The 18959-nt window shown below is 68.2% G+C and carries 20 protein-coding genes; 16 read left to right on the forward strand and 4 right to left on the reverse strand.

Translation table 11 applies throughout. The features are described from left to right. The first annotated feature begins 74 nt into the window (after positions 1-74). The 12 genes from dusB (at position 75) to ureC (ending at position 13204) form a co-directional block, all read left to right on the forward strand. On the forward strand, positions 75-1070 hold the full coding sequence (dusB, locus tag FM069_RS14490; protein WP_143489079.1) for a tRNA dihydrouridine synthase DusB: 996 nt from the start codon (positions 75-77) through the stop codon (positions 1068-1070). After that, complete coding sequence (gene fis / locus FM069_RS14495) at positions 1067-1387, forward strand: DNA-binding transcriptional regulator Fis (protein WP_143489080.1); 321 nt, start codon at positions 1067-1069, stop codon at positions 1385-1387. Before dusB ends, fis begins: the two co-directional genes overlap by 4 nt. An 88-nt stretch (positions 1388-1475) precedes the next feature. Next, positions 1476-3083 (forward strand): bifunctional phosphoribosylaminoimidazolecarboxamide formyltransferase/IMP cyclohydrolase, encoded by a 1608-nt coding sequence (purH, locus tag FM069_RS14500; RefSeq protein WP_143489081.1) that lies wholly within the window; start codon positions 1476-1478, stop codon positions 3081-3083. A 209-nt stretch (positions 3084-3292) separates the two neighbouring features. Continuing rightward, a complete protein-coding gene (gene purD / locus FM069_RS14505) occupies positions 3293-4582 on the forward strand; it encodes a phosphoribosylamine--glycine ligase (RefSeq protein ID WP_143489082.1) in 1290 nt (429 codons plus the stop codon). A gap of 191 nt (positions 4583-4773) precedes the next feature. After that, entirely contained in the window at positions 4774-7569 is a 2796-nt protein-coding gene (locus FM069_RS14510) for a hybrid sensor histidine kinase/response regulator (RefSeq protein ID WP_143489083.1), read from the forward strand. A gap of 73 nt (positions 7570-7642) precedes the next feature. Then, positions 7643-8242 (forward strand): MarC family protein, encoded by a 600-nt coding sequence (locus FM069_RS14515; RefSeq protein WP_143489084.1) that lies wholly within the window; start codon positions 7643-7645, stop codon positions 8240-8242. A gap of 272 nt (positions 8243-8514) precedes the next feature. Then, positions 8515-8967, forward strand: coding sequence for a GNAT family N-acetyltransferase (locus tag FM069_RS14520; protein WP_143489085.1), 453 nt, complete (start codon positions 8515-8517; stop codon positions 8965-8967). Further along, positions 8964-9833: an urease accessory protein UreD gene (locus FM069_RS14525; RefSeq protein ID WP_233282050.1), complete on the forward strand. Its 870-nt coding sequence runs from the start codon at positions 8964-8966 to the stop codon at positions 9831-9833. Before FM069_RS14520 ends, FM069_RS14525 begins: the two co-directional genes overlap by 4 nt. Before the next feature lie 8 nt (positions 9834-9841). Next, positions 9842-10144 carry an urease subunit gamma gene (locus FM069_RS14530; protein WP_143489086.1) on the forward strand — a complete coding sequence of 101 codons (303 nt, stop codon included), beginning with the start codon at positions 9842-9844 and terminating at the stop codon, positions 10142-10144. Between the two features lie 8 nt (positions 10145-10152). After that, a complete protein-coding gene (locus FM069_RS14535) occupies positions 10153-10713 on the forward strand; it encodes a GNAT family N-acetyltransferase (RefSeq protein WP_143489087.1) in 561 nt (186 codons plus the stop codon). After that, positions 10710-11015, forward strand: a complete 306-nt coding sequence (locus FM069_RS14540) for an urease subunit beta (protein ID WP_143489088.1) — start codon at positions 10710-10712, stop codon at positions 11013-11015. The genes FM069_RS14535 and FM069_RS14540 overlap by 4 nt, the downstream gene beginning before the upstream one ends. 488 nt (positions 11016-11503) lie before the next feature. Beyond that, positions 11504-13204 carry an urease subunit alpha gene (gene ureC, locus FM069_RS14545; protein WP_143489089.1) on the forward strand — a complete coding sequence of 567 codons (1701 nt, stop codon included), beginning with the start codon at positions 11504-11506 and terminating at the stop codon, positions 13202-13204. A gap of 52 nt (positions 13205-13256) precedes the next feature. On the opposite strand, the gene FM069_RS14550 is transcribed toward ureC, so the two are convergent. The 3 genes from FM069_RS14550 to FM069_RS14560 form a co-directional block, all read right to left on the reverse strand. Next, positions 13257-13523, reverse strand: a complete 267-nt coding sequence (locus FM069_RS14550; RefSeq protein ID WP_143489090.1) for a DksA/TraR family C4-type zinc finger protein — start codon at positions 13521-13523, stop codon at positions 13257-13259. A 67-nt stretch (positions 13524-13590) separates the two neighbouring features. Further along, positions 13591-14547, reverse strand: a complete 957-nt coding sequence (locus FM069_RS14555) for a siderophore-interacting protein (RefSeq protein ID WP_143489091.1) — start codon at positions 14545-14547, stop codon at positions 13591-13593. Between the two features lie 204 nt (positions 14548-14751). After that, on the reverse strand, positions 14752-14994 hold the full coding sequence (locus tag FM069_RS14560) for a hypothetical protein (protein WP_143489092.1): 243 nt from the start codon (positions 14992-14994) through the stop codon (positions 14752-14754). A gap of 398 nt (positions 14995-15392) precedes the next feature. On the opposite strand from FM069_RS14560, the gene FM069_RS14565 reads away from it, so the two are divergent. The 4 genes from FM069_RS14565 (at position 15393) to FM069_RS14580 (ending at position 18527) form a co-directional block, all read left to right on the forward strand. After that, the gene (locus tag FM069_RS14565) at positions 15393-16331 is read left to right on the forward strand and encodes a lysylphosphatidylglycerol synthase transmembrane domain-containing protein (protein ID WP_143489093.1); all 939 of its coding nucleotides are present in this window, start codon (positions 15393-15395) and stop codon (positions 16329-16331) included. Between the two features lie 100 nt (positions 16332-16431). Beyond that, positions 16432-17697, forward strand: a complete 1266-nt coding sequence (locus tag FM069_RS14570; protein WP_143489094.1) for an Hsp70 family protein — start codon at positions 16432-16434, stop codon at positions 17695-17697. Between the two features lie 83 nt (positions 17698-17780). Beyond that, the gene (locus FM069_RS14575) at positions 17781-18179 is read left to right on the forward strand and encodes a termination factor Rho (RefSeq protein ID WP_143489095.1); all 399 of its coding nucleotides are present in this window, start codon (positions 17781-17783) and stop codon (positions 18177-18179) included. 141 nt (positions 18180-18320) lie between these two features. Further along, positions 18321-18527 (forward strand): hypothetical protein, encoded by a 207-nt coding sequence (locus tag FM069_RS14580; protein WP_143489096.1) that lies wholly within the window; start codon positions 18321-18323, stop codon positions 18525-18527. A 14-nt stretch (positions 18528-18541) separates the two neighbouring features. Here FM069_RS14580 and FM069_RS14585 read toward each other — a convergent pair whose 3' ends face one another. Beyond that, positions 18542-18949, reverse strand: coding sequence for a hypothetical protein (locus FM069_RS14585; protein ID WP_143489097.1), 408 nt, complete (start codon positions 18947-18949; stop codon positions 18542-18544). Positions 18950-18959: the final 10 nt, after the last annotated feature.

The raw sequence follows: 18959 nt of genomic DNA on the forward strand, positions 1-18959 counted from the left end.
GAGCGGGTATCATGCCCACCCTTTTTCGAACACCCGACCTCTTCCGAGCAGGCCCCCACAGGCAGGGAAAACCCATGTCGGCGCTAAGCATTGGCCCTTACGCGTTGCCCAATCCGGTGATCCTCGCGCCCATGGCGGGTGTCACCGACCGTCCGTTCCGCCAGCTCTGCCGTCGCCTCGGCGCCGGCCTGGTGGTGTCGGAAATGGTCACCAGCGACGTACGCCTGTGGAACACCCGCAAGTCGAGCCTGCGCCTGCTGCATGCGGGCGACCCGGAGCCGCGCTCGGTGCAGATCGCCGGCGGCGACCCGCAGATGCTCGCCGAGGCAGCCCGGGCCAACGTCGACCTGGGCGCGCAGATCATCGACGTCAACATGGGCTGCCCGGCGAAGAAGGTCTGCAACAAGGCCGCGGGGTCGGCCCTGATGAAGGACGAGAAACTGGTGGCGGACATCCTCGAAGCGGTGGTCGGCGCGGTGGACGTGCCGGTGACCCTGAAGATCCGCACCGGCTGGGACCGGCAGAACCGCAATGGCCTGGCCGTCGCACGCATCGCCGAGGGCTCGGGCATCCAGGCCCTGGCGGTGCATGGCCGGACCCGCGCCGACCTCTACACCGGGGAGGCGGAGTACGACAGCATCGCCGCGATCAAGCAGGCGCTGACGATTCCGGTGTTCGCCAACGGCGACATCGACTCACCGCGCAAGGCCGCGCAGGTCCTCGCCGCCACCGGCGCCGACGGACTGCTGATCGGCCGCGCGGCACAAGGACGACCGTGGATCTTCCGCGAGATCGTCCATTACCTGGCGACCGGCGAGCAGTTGCCGGCGCCGGAACTGAAGGAAGTGGAAGGCATCTTGCTGGAGCACCTGGCGGCGCTGCACGACTTCTATGGCGACGTAATGGGCGTGCGGATCGCCCGTAAGCACGTCGGCTGGTACTTGGCGACGCTACCCGGCGCCAGGGAGTTCCGCGCCCGCTTCAACCGCCTGGAAGAACAAGACGCACAGGACGCCAGCATCCGGCAGTTCTTCGCCGAATGCTATGACAACCAAGGGGTGGCCGCATGACGATGATCAGCGAGAATTTTTTTGATGGGGCAGCATCCGTGAGCGACAACGCCAATCTGAAGCAACACCTGAATGCGCCGAGCGCCGAGGGCTGGACCCTGCGCGGCAGCGTGGAGAAGGCGCTGCACAATTACTTCGCCCATCTCGAGGGCGCCGACGTGACCGACGTGTACAACCTCGTGCTCTCCGAAGTCGAGGCGCCCCTGCTGGAAAGCGTGATGAACTACGTCAAGGGCAACCAGACCAAAGCCTCCGAGCTGCTGGGCCTGAACCGCGGCACCCTGCGCAAGAAGCTCAAGCAGTACGACCTGCTCTAACCGCGGCGGCGGGCCGCGGACCGGGGCAGCGCGTCGAGCGGTCCGGGTCGGGGCCCGCGGCCTGTAGCCTGCAGCCCTAGGAATTGCAATGACCGACCAGACCCTTCGCCTCCCCGTCCGCCGCGCCCTGATCAGCGTTTCCGACAAGACCGGCGTCCTCGACTTCGCCCGCGCCCTGCGCGCCCTGGGCGTGGAAATCCTGTCCACCGGCGGCACCTACAAGCTGCTCCGGGAACACGCGATCGACGCGGTGGAAGTCGCCGACCACACTGGCTTCCCGGAGATGATGGACGGTCGGGTGAAGACCCTGCATCCGAAGATCCACGGCGGCATCCTCGGCCGCCGCGATCAGGACGGCGAGGTCATGGCCCGGCACGGCATCGCCCCCATCGACCTGGTAGCGGTCAACCTCTATCCCTTCGAGGCCACGGTGACCCGCCCCGACTGCGACCTGGCCAGCGCCATCGAGAACATCGACATCGGCGGCCCGACCATGGTCCGGTCGGCGGCGAAGAACCACAAGGACGTCGCCATCGTGGTCAACACTGGCGATTACGCCGACGTCATCGCCAGCCTGCAGGCGGGTGGCCTGACCTACGCCCAGCGCTTCGACCTGGCGCTCAAGGCCTTCGAGCACACCGCCGCCTACGACGGCATGATCGCCAACTACCTGGGCACCATCGACCAGGCTCGCGACACTCTGGGCACCGCCGAGCGCGGCGCCTTCCCGCGAACCTTCAACACCCAGTTCGTCAAGGCCCAGGAAATGCGCTACGGCGAGAACCCGCACCAGCAGGCGGCGTTCTACGTGGAGGCACGCACGGGTGAGGCCAGCGTGTCCACCGCTGTGCAGTTGCAGGGCAAGGAACTGTCCTTCAATAACGTCGCCGACACCGACGCCGCCCTGGAATGCGTGAAGAGCTTCGTCAAGCCGGCCTGCGTCATCGTCAAGCACGCCAACCCCTGCGGCGTCGCCGTGGTGCCGGAGCAGGACGGCGGCATCCGCAAGGCCTACGACCTGGCCTATGCCACCGACAGCGAGTCGGCGTTCGGCGGCATCATCGCCTTCAACCGCGAGCTGGACGGCGAGACCGCCCGGGCCATCGTCGAGCGCCAGTTCGTCGAAGTGATCATCGCCCCGAAAGTCTCCGCCGAGGCTCGCGAAGTGGTGGCCGCCAAGGCCAACGTACGCCTGCTGGAATGCGGCGAGTGGCTGGCCGAACGCGCCGCGGGCTGGGACTTCAAGCGGGTCAATGGCGGCCTGCTGGTGCAGAGCCGCGACACCGGCATGATCACCGAGGCGGACCTCAAGGTGGTGACCAAGCGCGCGCCCACCGAGCAGGAAATCCACGACCTGGTGTTCGCCTGGAAAGTGGCGAAGTTCGTCAAGTCCAACGCCATCGTCTACGCCCGAAACCGCCAGACCGTGGGCGTCGGTGCCGGCCAGATGAGCCGGGTCAACTCCGCGCGCATCGCCGCCATCAAGGCCGAGCACGCGGGCCTCGAGGTGAAGGGCGCGGTAATGGCCTCTGATGCCTTCTTCCCGTTCCGCGACGGTATCGACAACGCCGCCCAGGCAGGCATCACCGCAGTGATCCAGCCCGGCGGTTCGATGCGCGACAACGAAGTGATCGCCGCGGCAGACGAGGCGGATATCGCCATGGTGTTCACCGGGATGCGTCATTTCCGCCACTGAGTGATACGGGCGCGCTAAGCGGGAATCTGCGGCGGCGCCTGGCCCAGCGGCTCGTGGCTAGAAGGCCGCGCCGCCCGGGCTGGAGCCTTGCGCCGGCCCTCCCCAGCGCCCCCGAAACCCGTCGTAGACGATCCGCAGCTTCGTAGGGTGGATGACGCACCCGTCATCCACCGTTCGGGCAGACAGCCCGCCTCCTCAAGGAGAACACAATGAACGTACTCATCATCGGCAGCGGTGGCCGCGAACACGCCCTGGCCTGGAAAGTGGCCCAGGACCCGCGCGTCGAGAAGGTCTTCGTCGCCCCCGGCAACGCCGGCACCGCCACCGAGCCCAAGTGCGAGAACGTGGCCATCGACGTACTGGCCCTCGAGCAGTTGGCCGACTTCGCCGCGCAACACGTGCAGCTGACCATCGTCGGCCCCGAGGCGCCGCTGGTGAAGGGCGTGGTCGACTTGTTCCGGTCGCGCGGTCTGGACTGCTTCGGTCCCACCGCCGGCGCCGCCCAGCTGGAAGGCTCCAAGGCCTTTACCAAGGATTTCCTGGCCCGCCACGCCATCCCCACCGCGGCCTACCGCAACTTCACCGAGGTGGAGCCGGCCCTCGCCTACCTGCGCGAGCAGGGTGCGCCCATCGTCATCAAGGCGGATGGCCTGGCCGCCGGCAAGGGCGTGATCGTCGCCATGGCCCTGGCCGAAGCCGAGGACGCGGTGCGCGACATGCTGGCCGGCAATGCCTTTGGCGACGCGGGCTCGCGGGTGGTTATCGAGGAATTCCTGGACGGCGAGGAAGCCAGCTTCATCGTCATGGTGGACGGCGAGAACGTCCTGCCCATGGCCACCAGCCAGGACCACAAGCGCGTCGGCGACGGCGACAGCGGCCCCAACACCGGCGGCATGGGCGCCTACTCGCCGGCCCCGGTGGTCACCCCTGCGGTGCACCAGCGGGTGATGGACGAGGTGATCTGGCCGACGGTCCGCGGCATGGCCGCCGAGGGCAACACCTACACCGGCTTCCTCTACGCCGGCCTGATGATCGACGCCCAGGGCGCGCCCAAGGTCATCGAATTCAATTGCCGCTTCGGCGACCCGGAAACCCAGCCGGTGATGCTGCGCCTGCAATCGAGCCTGGTGCTGCTGGTGGAGGCCGCCCTGGCGAAGGCGCTGGACAAGGTCGAGGCCCAGTGGGACCCGCGCCCGACCGTGGGCGTGGTGCTCGCTGCCGGCGGTTATCCCGGCGACTACGCCAAGGGGGCGGTGATCTCCGGCCTGGACGCAGCGGCGAAGATCGACGGCAAGGTGTTCCATGCAGGCACCGCGCTGAAGGACGGCCAGGTCGTCACCAGCGGCGGCCGCGTGCTGTGCGCCACGGCCATCGGCCCGAGCGTGTCCAGTGCCCAGCAGCAGGCCTACCGCGTGGCCGAGCAGATCGGTTGGGACGGCATGTTCTACCGCAGCGACATCGGCTACCGGGCCATCGCACGCGAGCGGGACGACCGCTGAGCGGCACGCGCCGGGAGGGGGATTTCATCGTAAAGATCGGGTAAACCCCTTCCCGGCGTTCGCCACATCGGGCACTGTGTGGCGATAGCCGGACGCCCGTGCCGCCCGCCGGAAGCGCCGGCCGCCTTTGACATATTCTCCGTGCGAATGGCTTGGCTATAATCCGGCCACTCACCTGAAGGGACTTGCTCGTGCGTCGGCTCAGGATTGCCATCGGTTTTCTCGTCAGTGCCATGCTGGCCACGCTCGTTTGCCTGGCACCGGCACACGCCGCCGACCACCCGCCCTGGGAACTGCTGATCGACCACGACGGCAGCCTGCGGCTCGCCGACATCCGCACCGCCCGCTACCAGTCCCAGTTCGCTCCCGTCGGCCTCGACCAGCTCTACCTCGCCGGCGGCAAGCAGGCGCTGTGGCTGCACTACCGCCTTCCTCCCCAGGACCGCGAGCAGGTCCTGCGGCTGTTCGCCCCCTACCTGGCCTACGTCGATCTCTACGTGATGCGCGGCGAGGAGCTGCTGGAGCAGACCCACACCGGCAGCCGCCTGCCGTTCGCCAGCCGCCCGCTCCCCAGCCGCGATTTCCTCCTGCCGCTGCCGCCCTCCGAAGCGCTGCTGGACGTCTACCTGCGCCTGGCCTCGGAGCAACCGCTACGGCCCGGCCTCAGCCTGCAGCCGGCCACCGAACTCGCCGCCAACGACAGCCGCTCGCTGCTGTTCGGCCTGCTGCTGGGGGCCATCGGCATGCTGATGGTCTACAACCTGTTCCGCTTCAGCCGGGCCCGTGCCAGCAGCGGCCTCTGGCTGGTGGGCATCCAGGGCTGCCTGATGGCCGCCGCGCTGAGCATGCTGGGGGTGCTGTCGCCCTGGCTGGGCAACTGGCAGATGCTGCAGCCCCACATCACCCATCTGGCGATCCTGCTGTCCATCGTCTGCGCCATGGGCTTCACCGTCAGCTTCTTCGACACCGAGACCGCCAAGGGCAGCCTGGCGCGGTTGCTGGCTGGCGAGCTGCTGGTGGCGGCCCTGGTGGGCGCGGTGCTGCTGCTGGGCACCGGGCTGCGTACCACCCAACTGGTCTACCTCTTGGCCGCGGTGACCGGCCTGAGCATCCTGCTGGTGGCGCTGCGCCAATGGCGGCGCGGCTACACCCCGGCGCGGCTGTTCTGCCTGGCCATGACGCTGTTCTGCGCCAGCGTGTTCGGCGCCCTGCCGGCGCTGTTCGGCTACTGGAAGGCGCAGCCGGAGTGGTTGGCCTTCGGCCTGCTCAGCGCCTGCGTGGTGAGCGGTTTCCTCATGAGCCTGGCCCTGAGCGAGCGCCAGCGGCGCATCGTCCAGGAGCGCTTCAGTGCCAGCCGCGAACTGGCCGCCAGCTCCGCCGAGCTCAAGGCCAAGGCGGACTTCCTGGCGAAGATCAGCCATGAAATCCGCACCCCCATGAACGGCGTGCTGGGGATGACCGAGCTGCTTCTGGGCACCCAGCTGTCCACCAAGCAGCGGGACTACGTGCAGACCATCCACAGCGCCGGCAACGAGCTGCTCACCCTGATCAACGAAATCCTCGACATCTCCAAGCTGGAGTCCGGGCAGATCGAGCTGGACGATGTGCAGTTCGACCTCAACGGCCTGATCGAGGACTGCCTGGACATCTTCCGCGCCAAGGCCGAGCAACAGAAAGTGGAGCTGATCAGCTTCATGCAGCCCCAGGTGCCGCGGGTCATCAGTGGCGACCCGACGCGCCTGCGCCAGGCGGTGCTGAGCCTGCTGGACAACGCGTTCAAGCAGACCGACGAGGGCGAGATCCTGCTGGTGGTGGCCCTGGAGTCCGGCACCGGCCCGCAGTCGCGCCTGCGCATCGCGGTGCAGGACAGCGGCCAGCCGATGCTCCCCGGGGAGCGCGACGCCCTGCTCAACGCCGAGCTACACAGCAAGGACTTCCTCGCCGCCACCAAGCTGGGCGGTCGCCTCGGGCTGATCATCGCCCGCCAACTGGTGCGGCTGATGCACGGGGAGTTCGGCATCCAGACCAACGGCTCCCTGGGCTCCACCCTGTGGCTGAGCCTGCCCCTGGACAGCGAGCGCCTGGAACACCCCACCGCCGACCTGGATAGCCCGCTGCAGGGCACGCGGCTGCTGGTGGTGGACGACAACGAGACCTGCCGCAAGGTGCTGGTGCAACAATGCAACGCCTGGGGCGTGCAGGTGAGCGCGGTGTCCTCGGGCAAGGAAGCACTGGCGCTGCTGCGCACCAAGGCGCACCTGCGGGAATACTTCGATGTGGTGCTGCTGGATCAGGACATGCCCGGCATGACCGGCATGCAGCTGGCCACCCGGGTGAAGGAAGACCCCAGCCTCAACCACGACATCCTGCTGATCATGCTCACCGGGATCAGCAACGCCCCGGGCAAGGTGGTGGCGCGCAACGCCGGGATCAAGCGCATCCTCGCCAAGCCGGTGGCCGGCTATACCCTCAAGACCACCCTCGCCGACGAACTGGCGCAGCGCAAGAACGGTGGCACCGCGCGAGTCGCCCAGCCGGTGGTGAGTACGCCCCTGAGCGTGCCGCCGGACTTCCGCATCCTGGTGGCCGAGGACAACAGCATTTCCACCAAGGTGATCCGCGGCATGCTGAGCAAGCTGAGCCTGCAGCCGGACACCGCCAGCAACGGCGAGGAAGCCCTGGAGGCGATGAAGGCCACCGCCTACGACCTGGTGCTGATGGACTGCGAGATGCCGATCCTCGACGGCTTCACCGCCACCGAGCGGCTGCGCGAATGGGAAGCCGAGGAGCAGCGCCGGCGCACGCCGGTGGTGGCCCTCACCGCCCACATCCTCTCTGAGCACAAGGAACGCACCCGGGAAGTGGGCATGGACGGCCACATGTCCAAGCCGGTGGAACTGTCCCAGCTGCGGGAACTGATCGAGTACTGGGTGGCGCAGAAGGAAGCCCGTCGCGTACCCAGCGCCAGCGACCCCCTGCCCACCTGAGCCCCGGCCGTCCCGCGACGGCACCCGCCAATCCTCCTACAATGGCCCGCACCGTCCCCGCGAGCGTCCGTCCATGCATTCGATGCTGTTCAGCCTGTACCTGAAAATGCTGGTGCTCTACAGCCCGTTCTTCGTGCTCTCCTGCTTCATCGGCATGACCCGCGGCTACACGGTGAAGGAACGCAAGCGGCTGGCCTGGAAGGTGGCCATCGGGACCCTGGTCTCCAGCCTGCTGCTCTATCTGTTCGGCCAGGGCATCTTCAGCGTCTTCGGCATCACCATCGACGCATTCCGCATCGGCGCGGGCAGCGTGCTGTTTATCTCCGCTCTGGGCATGGCCCAGGGCAAGCCCACGGTGCAGGCGGACAACCTGCACCAGGACGTGACCATCGTCCCCCTGACCATCCCGCTCACGGTGGGGCCCGGCACCATCGGCGCCATGTTGGTGATGGGTGCCACCCAGCCCCACTGGAACGACAAGGCCCTGGCAGTGGCCGCGATCGTCTTCGCCAGCCTCACCGTGGGCCTGGTGTTGTACCTCTCCGACCGCTTCGAACGCCTGCTCAAGGAGCAGGGGCTACAAATCGTCAGCCGCCTGATGGGACTGTTCGTCTGCGCCCTGGCCGCCCAGATCATCTTCACCGGCATCCGCAACTACCTGCTGGCCAGCTGACCCCTGGCGCGCCCCACCGTGGGGCACGGTCGACAGCCCGTGCACCACGGCGCATGCCGCTGCGACCCGATCCTGCGCGATACCGCTCCTTCCCTCGTGTCCAACCCCGGCACGCCTCTTGCTGCGCTGCCTGGGTACGAGCCTCTCGCCTCGCAACAATTTGAAATGATTTTGTAGACAATTCATCGCACCGGGAGCAGCATTCCGAGCGATTCCTCCGGCACGAGGCCGGAAGCGGCGGACACGCTTTTTCTCTGTCAGGATCGCAGCGCATGGCCATCACTCTCCGCAACGCCACCCCGGCGGACGCCGCCCGCGTCACCGCCTGCGTCCGGGCCGCCTACGCCCCGTGGGTCGCGCGAATCGGCCGGGAGCCAGGTCCCATGACCCAGGACTACGGCCAGGTCATTGCCGGCGGCGGGGTCTACCTGGCGGAATGGGGCGGCCAACTGGCCGGGGTCCTGGTACTGCGCACCACCGACGAGGGCCTGCTGCTGGAAAACATGGCGGTGGCGCCCACCTTCCAGAACCGCGGCATCGGCCATTTCCTGCTCAACAGCGCCGAGCGCCACGCCCGCGACCAGGGCCATGCCTCGCTCTACCTGTACACCCACGAGCGGATGCGGGAGAACATCGCCCGCTACGAGCGCGCCGGCTACGTGGAATATGCCCGGCGGGTGGAAGACGGCTTCCCGCGGGTGTACCTGCGCAAGGTCCTGGCGTGAACGCCTGCCTGCCCGCCTCTGCCGTCGCTCCCGTACCGGCGACGTTCCATCCCGCCTGGCAGGCCGAGCTGGAACTGGCCTACGCCCGCGTTGGCGAGGCCACGCGCCCGGTCACCCGCCGTCACCTCGGGCCGCTGCGGGTGCAGCGGCACCTGTACCCCGAGGGCCCCGGCGTCTGCCAGCACATCGTCGTACACCCGCCGGGCGGCATCGCCGGGGGCGACAGCCTCGACCTGGACATCCGCGTCGGCGACAGCGCCTGGGCCCAGCTGACCAGCCCGGGGGCGGCCAAGTGGTACCGCGCCGACCAGCCCGCCCGGCAGCACCTCGCCCTGCGGGTCGAGGCCGGCGCCACCCTGGAATGGCTGCCCCAGGAAACCATCGTGTTCTCCGGCGCCCAGGCGCGCCTGGAGACCCGCATCGACCTGGCCGCGGACGCCCGGCTGTTGTACTGGGACATCGTCGCCCTGGGCCGCCCCGCCAGCGGCGAGCGCTTCACCGACGGCGACGTCCGCGCCGCGCTGGACATCCGCCGTGACGGCCACCTGCTCTGGCACGAACGCCAGCGTTTGGTGGGCGGCGACGGCCTGCTGGACGCCCCCATCGGCCTCGACGGCCAGCCGGTGTTCGCCACCCTGCTGGCCACCGGCGAGGCCAGCCCCGAACAACTCGACCAGTGCCGGGCCCTTGGCGAAAACCGGGCCGGCCTGCGGGGCGACCTCAGCCAACTGCCGGGCCTGGTGGTCGCCCGCTGCCTCGCCGCCGAGGCCTTGGACGCCCGCGCCTGGCTGATCGACCTCTGGCACCTGTTGCGCCCGGCCCTGCTGGGCCGCGACGCCCGACCGCCCCGCATCTGGACCACCTGAGACGGACCATGGACCTGACCCCCCGCGAAAAAGACAAGCTGCTGATCTTCACCGCTGGCCTGGTGGCCGAGCGCCGCCTCGCCCGCGGCGTGAAACTCAACCACCCGGAAGCCGTGGCGCTGATCTCCGCGGCGATCCTGGAAGGCGCCCGGGACGGGCGCAGCGTGGCCGAACTGATGCACTACGGCACCACCCTGCTGGACCGGGACCAGGTCATGGAGGGCGTGCCGGACATGATCCCGGACATCCAAGTGGAAGCCACCTTCCCCGACGGCACCAAGCTGGTGACCGTGCACCAGCCCATCGCTTGAGAGTTGCCATGTCCCCCGACGCTGCCACGACCGCCCATGGCGCCCTGCGCCTACGGGCGGTGACGCCTGCCCACTTTCCCGAATACCGCGCCGGCCTGCAGGCGCTGCTGCGGGACAGCGTGGCGGGTGGCGCCTCCGTGGGTTTCCTGAACGACCCGCCCGAGGCGCAACTCGACGCCTACTGGTCGGAGGTGGCCGCCGGCCTGGCCAGCGGGCAATTGCGCCTGTGGGTGGCGCTGGAGGACGGCGTCGTGCTCGGCAGCGTGCAACTGGCCCTCGCCAGCAAGCCCAACGGGCTCAACCGCGCCGAGGTGCAGAAGCTGCTGGTGGCCCGTGTCGCCCGTCGCCGCGGCCTCGCCCGGCAGCTGATGGCCGCGCTGGAACAGGCGGCCCTCGACCTGGGCCGCGGCCTGCTGTTCCTCGATACCCTGGCCGGCTCCGAGGCCGAGCACCTCTACCAGGCCCTTGGCTACCAACGAGCCGGCGAGATTCCCGACTACGCCGCCGCCCCGGACGGCCGTTACCACCCCACCGCGCTCTACTACAAGCGCCTCAGGAGCCCCGCATGATTCCCGGCGAATACCAGGTCGCGGACGGCGACATCGAACTCAACGTCGGCCGCCGCACCCTGCGGCTGAGCGTCGCCAACAGCGGCGACCGGCCGATCCAGGTCGGCTCCCACTACCACTTCTTCGAGACCAACGACGCCCTGCTGTTCGACCGCGCCGCCACCCGCGGCATGCGCCTGAACATCCCGGCGGGCACGGCGGTGCGCTTCGAGCCCGGCCAGCGCCGGGAAGTGGACCTGGTGGAACTTGCCGGCGACCGACGCGTGTACGGCTTCGCAGGCAGGGTCATGGGCCCGCTCTAGGCCTGGAGGGATGAAAACGCCAACGGCTTTTCCACCACACAACAGCCGTGCCGACACCAACCGAGAGCCGGTGGACAAGCAGTGCTTGTCCACCCTACGACGAGGTAAGCCGCTACACGCACCGGTTCACCACCGCCCACGCCCCGTAGGGTGGAAAACGCCAAAGGCTTTTCCACCACACAACCGCCGTGCCGACGCCAACCGAGCGCCGGTGGACAAGCAGTGCTTGTCCACCCTACGACGAGGTAAGCCGCTACACGCACCGGTCACCTCGGTCCACGTCCCGTAGGGTGGAAAACGCCGAAGGCTTTTCCACCAGCGGCACCGGCACCCAACCAGGAGCAGGACCCAGCGTCAGGCCCCTGCAGCCGGAACATATGAATTTGAACGGTTAAGCCGCATCGTCCTGATTTTGGACACAACCAACCACTGACGTCCCCACACCCCCAACCCCCGAACCACACGGCCCCACAGGAAGGATCGAACCGATGAAGATTTCCCGCCGCGCCTACGCCGACATGTTCGGCCCCACCACCGGCGACCGGGTTCGCCTGGCCGATACCGACCTGTGGATCGAGGTGGAGCGGGATTTCACGGTGTACGGCGAAGAGGTGAAGTTCGGCGGCGGCAAGGTGATCCGGGACGGCATGGGCCAGGGCCAGCGACTGGCCGCCGAGGTGGCGGACACGGTGATCACCAATGCCTTGATCGTCGACCACTGGGGCATCGTCAAGGCCGACGTGGGCCTGAAAGATGGTCGCATCCAGGCCATCGGCAAGGCCGGCAACCCCGACATCCAGCCCGAGGTCAGCGTGCCGGTGGGCGCCGCCACCGAGGTGATCGCCGGGGAAGGCATGATCCTCACCGCCGGCGGCATCGACTCCCACATTCACTTCATTTGCCCGCAGCAGATCGAAGAGGCGCTCATGAGCGGCACCACCACCATGATCGGCGGCGGCACCGGCCCGGCCACCGGCACCTATGCCACCACCGTGACCCCCGGCCCCTGGCACATGGCGCAGATGCTCATGGCCGCCGACGCCTTTCCCATGAACATCGGCTTCACCGGCAAGGGCAATGCCAGCCTGCCGGAGCCCCTGGAAGAGCAGATCCGCGCCGGGGCCATCGGCCTCAAGCTGCACGAGGACTGGGGCACCACCCCCGCCGCCATCGACAACTGCCTGGCGGTGGCCGACCGCTTCGACATCCAGGTGGCCATCCACACCGACACCCTCAACGAGTCAGGCTTCGTCGAGACCACCCTGGGCGCCTTCAAGGGCCGCACCATCCACACCTATCACACCGAGGGTGCCGGGGGTGGCCACGCACCGGACATCATCAAGGCCTGCGGCTTTCCCAACGTGCTGCCCAGCTCCACCAACCCGACCCGGCCCTTCACCAAGAACACCATCGACGAGCACTTGGACATGCTCATGGTCTGCCATCACCTGGACCCCAGCATCGCCGAGGACGTGGCCTTCGCCGAAAGCCGCATCCGTCGCGAGACCATCGCCGCCGAGGACATCCTTCACGACCTGGGCGCCTTCGCCATGATCAGCTCCGACAGCCAGGCCATGGGCCGCGTCGGCGAGGTCATCACCCGCACCTGGCAGACCGCCGACAAGATGAAGAAGCAGCGCGGCCCGCTGCCCGAGGATCGCGCCGGCCACGACAACTTCCGGGTCAAGCGCTACATCGCCAAGTACACCATCAACCCCGCCATCACCCACGGGATCAGTCACGAGGTGGGCTCTATCGAGGTGGGCAAGTTCGCCGACCTGGTGCTCTGGCGCCCGGCGTTCTTCGGCGTGAAACCGACCCTGATCCTCAAGGGCGGCGCCATCGCCGCGAGCCTGATGGGGGATGCCAACGCCTCCATTCCCACCCCGCAGCCCGTGCACTACCGGCCGATGTTCGGCAGCTACGCTGGAATGCGCCACGCCACCAGCCTGACCTTCATCAGCCAGGCCGCCTTCGAGGCCGGCGTGCCCGAGCGACTGGGGCTGAGGAAGCGCATCGGCGTGGTGAAGGGCTGCCGCACGGCGCAGAAAAGCGACCTGATCCACAATGGCTACCTGCCCACCATCGAGGTGGACCCGCAGAACTACCAAGTGCGCGCGGACGGCCAGTTGCTCTGGTGCGAGCCGGCCGACGTGCTGCCCATGGCGCAGCGGTACTTCCTGTTCTGAGGGGCAGTGCGATAGGTCGTGGCGGTCGAGCGCCGGGTGGAAGGCTCAAGGATCAGCGCAGCTGGCTGTCCTTGCTGCCTCGACGGTTGTAGCCGCTGAACGCCGCCTGCTCCTTGTCGTGGGCGGCCTGGCAGGCCACGCACAGCTTCACCCCTGGCAGGGCCTTGCGCCGCGCCTCGGGGATCGGGGCCTCGCATTCCTCGCAGTGGGTCAGGCTCTCGCCGCGCGGGAGCTGGCTGCGGGCGCGCTGGACCGCGTCGTCCAAGGTGCTGTCGATCTGTTCTTGCACCGCACCGTCGGTGCTCCAGCCTCCGGCCATGGGGACCTTACCTCCGCTCGTCCGCAGGGCCTTCGGTGGCCCGTACTCTGTCCGACGACGGCAGGCCTCAGTCGTTCCGCTTGCCGTGGCGCCAATAGCCCATGAAGCTGCAGGAACGCTTGTCCAGCCCGCGCTCGCCCACCAGGTGGCGCCGGATCGCCATGACCGCGGCCGACTCCCCGGCGACCCAGGTGTAGGTGCCGCGGTCGGCGCGGCTCGCGGTTTCCCATAGCAGCGTGCGGTCCAGGTCGATGTCTTTGGGCGGGCGCGCCTTCGCCGCACCCTCGGTCGGCCAGCGCGCCCGTTCCCGGGCGGCCTCGATCATCCGCGCGCCATGGGCAACCCGGCCTTCGTCCCGCGATAGCCACTCCACCGAGGCCCAGGGGCCTGCCGTCAGGGGGAAGCGATCCTCGGCGGCGGGCATCTCGAAGAACGCCTGGACCCGTGGCGGATCGCGGCGGCTGGCAAGGTCCTCCAGGATGCCGACCGCGGCGGGCACCGCGGTTTCGTCGGCGATCAGCACCACGTCGCTCAGCACCTGGGGCGGCTTCCATTCGTAGCCGCCGGGGTCGCCGGCGTGGGCACGGTTGGGCGCCACCAGCTGCACGCGGTCGCCGACCCGCGCGTGGGTGGCCCAGGCGGAGGCCGGGCCGGTCTCGCCGTGGAGGACGAATTCCACGTCCACTTCCTCGGCCTCGACCCGCAGCTGGCGCAGGGTGTAGGTCCGCATCGGTGGGCGCGTGGCGGGGTCCAGGGTCCGGTAGGTGGCATACCAGTCGGGCAGGTCCGGCACCGTCGGCGCCAGACCATCCGGGCCGGGGAACAGCACCTTGATGCGCTGGTCCGGCGCCAGGGTGCGCATGCGGGCCACGTCCGGCCCGCCGAAGACCAGCCGACTCAGGCAGGGGGACAGGGTGATGCGCCGTTTCAGCGCGACGTTGAAGACGCGGTAGCCCGGCTCGTCCGGGCGGGCCTGCCCGGCCAAGGCGCGCAGGCCCGCGGTGACGGTGGTGGCGAACGACATGGGGCCTCCCCGGAACGCAAGTGTCAGGGTCGGGACGAATGCCGCGGCGGCGTATTTAGGAAGGTGATGAGAAAACCGTGTGCCAGCAGGCCGGGAGGGCGGAACGAGAAATGTCTACGGGCATCACCCCTCAGAGAGGCAAGTGCCTGGAGCGAGGCTCCGCGGCCCGGGCCCCGGGCGGGGCCTGACGGGCCGCTGAAGGGATCAGTGCGATCCGTCCGCTACATCGTCGGCGCTGACGCTATGGATGTGCACGTCGGTGATCGGCACGACCAGAGGCACGCCCTCGTCCACCGCCACCGCGTTGTCGTCGTTCACGGCCACGTTGTGTTTGCGGGCCAATTCCTGAACCACGTCGATGACGGGCACGTTGAGGTCGGTGATCAGGTCGGCATGGGGCTCGCCCAGCAGTTTGTACTGGATTTCATACAGCGCTTTCTGGCTCATGGCATCTACTCCGTGTCTCCATGGAATTTACGATGCGTCGCCTGCGGCATTCGTTCTCGATATCCGCTGAACGGTAGCCCCTGGCCATATAGAAAGGGCCGCGCGACTGCGACAAAACGCCTCCCCCAGCGTACTCGCCTCGTGGCGATATTCGGATAGCACGGCCGTTTCGCCTGTCACACCTGGAAGGCGGACGTCGAGGAAACACCTCGTTACGCCGGCGGGAGTTGAGGAACGGGCCGGCGTCCGGGATACTGCCCCGCCGTTGTCGTGCCCGAAAAGGGAGCAGGTGCGCGCCGACCTCGGACCAACACGTATAAAACCGGCCGCAGACGCCGGTCCCCCTGGCCTTGGAAATGCCGTGAGGGATGACAGCCAAAGGTTAAGGAGTCATGCCAGTGATGAAGAGGAGTGACCTGCTCTGGACCCTCGTCGGTATTGGCGCGGTCGTGCTGTCCTGCTACCTGCTCTACCATGAAGTGCGCAACATCTCCCTCGACGAGATCGCCTCCAGCCTGCAGGCGATTCCCCGGCTGAACTGGCTGCTGGCCGCCGTGGCGACCCTCGGCGCCTATTCTGCCCTGGCCTGGTACGACCGCATCGCCGTGGCCCACCTGGGCAAGAAGATTTCCTGGTGGTTCATCACCCTCTGTTCCTTCACCACCTACGCCCTGGCCCACAACATCGGCGCCTCGGTGTTCTCCGGCGCCCTGGTGCGCTACCGGGCCTACCGCACCAAAGGCCTGGCGCCTCAGGAAATCGGCATCCTGATCGTCTTCTGCTCCTTCACCTTCGTCCTCGGCACCCTGCTGGCCAGCGGCTGTGTGCTGGTGGCGCAGCCGCAGATCATCACCCGCGTGGCCAATGTCGGGCCCTGGCTGTCGGTGTCCATCGGCCTGGTGCTGCTGGGACTGGTGTCGCTCTACGTGCTGGGGTCCTGGCGGCGGTTCAAGCCGTGGACCTGGGGCAAGCTGCACATCGAGTACCCGCGCCTGGGCATCGTGGCCCGCCAGTTGATGGCCGGCCCGCTGGAACTGGCCTGCGCGGCAGCCATCATCTACTTCGCCCTGCCCAGCGAGGGCAATCCCGGCTACCTGGTGGTGCTGGGGGTGTTCCTCGCCTCGTTCTCCCTGGCCCTGCTGTCCCACGCGCCGGGCGGGCTGGGGGTGCTGGAAGTGACCTTCCTCGCGGCGATGCCGGAGATGCACAAGTCCGACGTGCTGGCGGCGCTGATCGTCTTCCGCGGCCTGTACCTGCTGCTGCCGTTCGCCCTGTCGGTGTTCGTCGTGACCGGCTTCGAATGGTCGCGCTGGAACCGCAAGCCCGGCCCGGGCTGAGTCGCGCCCCCGCGGATTTTTCCGACCGGGCGGGGGCAGCTTTCCCGCGACGGCTCGCATACACTGCGCGGCCGTTTTTGCTACCCGGAACCGTCGCGACATGTACAAGGATTCCCCGGCCCGAGCCTGCGGCATCGACTTCGGCACGTCCAACTCCACCGTCGGCTGGTGGCGCCCCGGCGAGGAACCCCTGCTGCCCCTAGAGGACGGCAAGATCACCCTCCCCTCCGTACTGTTCTTCAACTTCGAGGAGCGCCGCCCGGTCTTCGGCCGCCAGGCCCTGGACGAATACCTAAGTGGCTACGAAGGCAGGCTGATGCGCTCGCTGAAGAGCCTGCTGGGCTCGAAGCTGCTGAAGAGCGAAACCGCCGTGCTGGGCAGCGCCATGCCCTTCAAGCAATTGCTCGGGCTGTTCGTCGGTGAACTGAAGCGGCGCGCCGAGGCCTTCGCCGACCGCGGGTTCGAGCAGGTGGTGCTGGGCCGGCCGGTGTTCTTCGTCGACGACGACCCCGAGGCCGACCGCGAGGCCGCCGATACCCTGGTGGCCGTGGCCCGGGACCTGGGCTTTCGCGACGTGTCGTTCCAGTACGAGCCCATCGCCGCTGCCTTCGACTACGAGCGCAGCGTGACCCGCGAGGAGCAGGTGCTGATCGTCGACATCGGCGGCGGGACCTCGGACTTCTCCCTGGTGCGCCTGTCCCCGGAGCGACGTGACCGGGCCGAGCGCCAGGACGACATCCTCGCCACCGATGGCGTGCACATCGGCGGTACCGACTTCGACAAGCAGCTCAGCCTGCGCGGGGTGATGCCGCTGTTCGGCTACGGCAGCCGGATGAAGAGCGATGCCCTGATGCCCACCCACTACCACCTCAACCTGGCCACCTGGCATACCATCAACGCGCTGTATGCCCAGAAGACCCAGCTGGCGCTGCGCAACATGCGCTACGACATCGTCGACGCCACCGGCATCGACCGGCTGTTCCGGCTGATCGAGGAGCGGGCCGGCCATTGGCTGGCGATGCAGGTGGAGCAGAGCAAGATCGACCTCACCAAGGCGCCGCGCCTGGAGCTGTCCCTGGAGCGGATCGAGGCGGACCTGCGGGTGATGCTGGACCGCCCGCTGTTCGAGGATGCCATCGACAGCCAGCTGACCCGCATCCACCAGGGCGTCACCGAGCTGCTGCGCAAGGCCGGCGTGCAGCCCGACCAGGTGGATACGGTGTTCTTCACCGGCGGCTCCAGCGGCATCCCGGCCCTGCGTCAGCGCATCGCCCGATTGCTGCCCAATGCCGCCCATGTGGAAGGCAACACCTTCGGCAGCATCGGCAGCGGCCTGGCCATCGAGGCGAAGAAGCGCTACGGCTGACGGTTGCCATACGTCGGCGCAGCGGAAACCCGGTCCGGGTGGGCAGTCGATACAGACGTAACCACTCGATCCGGAGGTCCATCATGGCTCGCGGCGACAAGAGTACCTACACCACGGCGCAGAAGCGCAAGGCCGAGCACATCGCGGAAAGCTACGAAGAACGCGGTGTCTCCGACAAGGAAGCCGAGGCGCGCGCCTGGGCGACCGTCAACAAGCAGTCCGGGGGCGGCGAGAAATCCGGCTCCGGCAAAGAGAAGAGCGCCACCGCGAAGCGCGCCGATCGCAAGGATTCGGCTCGTCGTGCGGCCTCCGCGCGCAAGGGCCACCCGGCCAACCGCGGCCGCGCCAGCGCTGGCAGCCACGGCGGCAGCACGTCCCTGACTGCGCTGACCAAGGACGAGCTGATGAAGCGCGCTGCGGCGAAAAACGTCCGGGGCCGCTCGCGGATGCGCAAGGCCGAACTGATCAAGGCGCTCAGCTGAGCGCCAAGCCCCTCGCCCGCCCATGCGGGACATCTTGTCCGCCTGTTCGTCGCACCCACGCCACCGTTACGCCAGGGCCCTCTGCGCCTCCTTCGACATCACGCCATACTGGTCGCGTGATTGCCGATTCGAGGTCGTTCCATGTCCATTACACGTCTCACCCTATTGCTGGTGGCTCTTTTTTCCTTGACGGGTTGCGGCGCAGGTGAAACCGCCGCCACCGCCACCCTCCAGGCAAAGCAGGCCGAACAGGCACGCCAGCAGGAAGCCCAACTGCGCCAGCAGATCGAACAGGCCAACGCGCTGAACAACCAGCGTCTTCAGCAGCAGGCCGATCCTGACCAGTAATCCGCTCAGGACGCCTAGCGAGACCCGGCCGCCGGCACCAGGGTGATGTCCACGGGCTCACCGGGGTTGAAGCTGCGCAGGCGGAACCGCGCCGGGCTCGACTCCAGCACCTGTACCGAATAGGTGATGCCGTCCTCCGTCATGGTCAGCCCCTCGCCTTGGGCGGCCCAGGTCCCCAGAGCCGGCCGGCTACCGGGGGCGCTCATCACCAGGGTGCCGTCGGAGAGGAAGACGTACAGCATGCCCAGCGCCACGTCGCGGGACTCGCTCACCTTCCACACTTGGTTGACGAAGGCGAGCCCGGCCTCCCGGGGTGGCAGCGGCCGGTCCACGGGTGGCGCGGACGGGGGGGCGGTGGAACAGGCGGCCACCAGGATCAGGGGCGCCAGCAACCAGGCGCGAATGGACGGGATGCGTGTCATGGGCGGTTCT

It is taken from the genome of Pseudomonas mangiferae, from assembly GCF_007109405.1.
Lineage (GTDB): Bacteria > Pseudomonadota > Gammaproteobacteria > Pseudomonadales > Pseudomonadaceae > Pseudomonas_T > Pseudomonas_T mangiferae.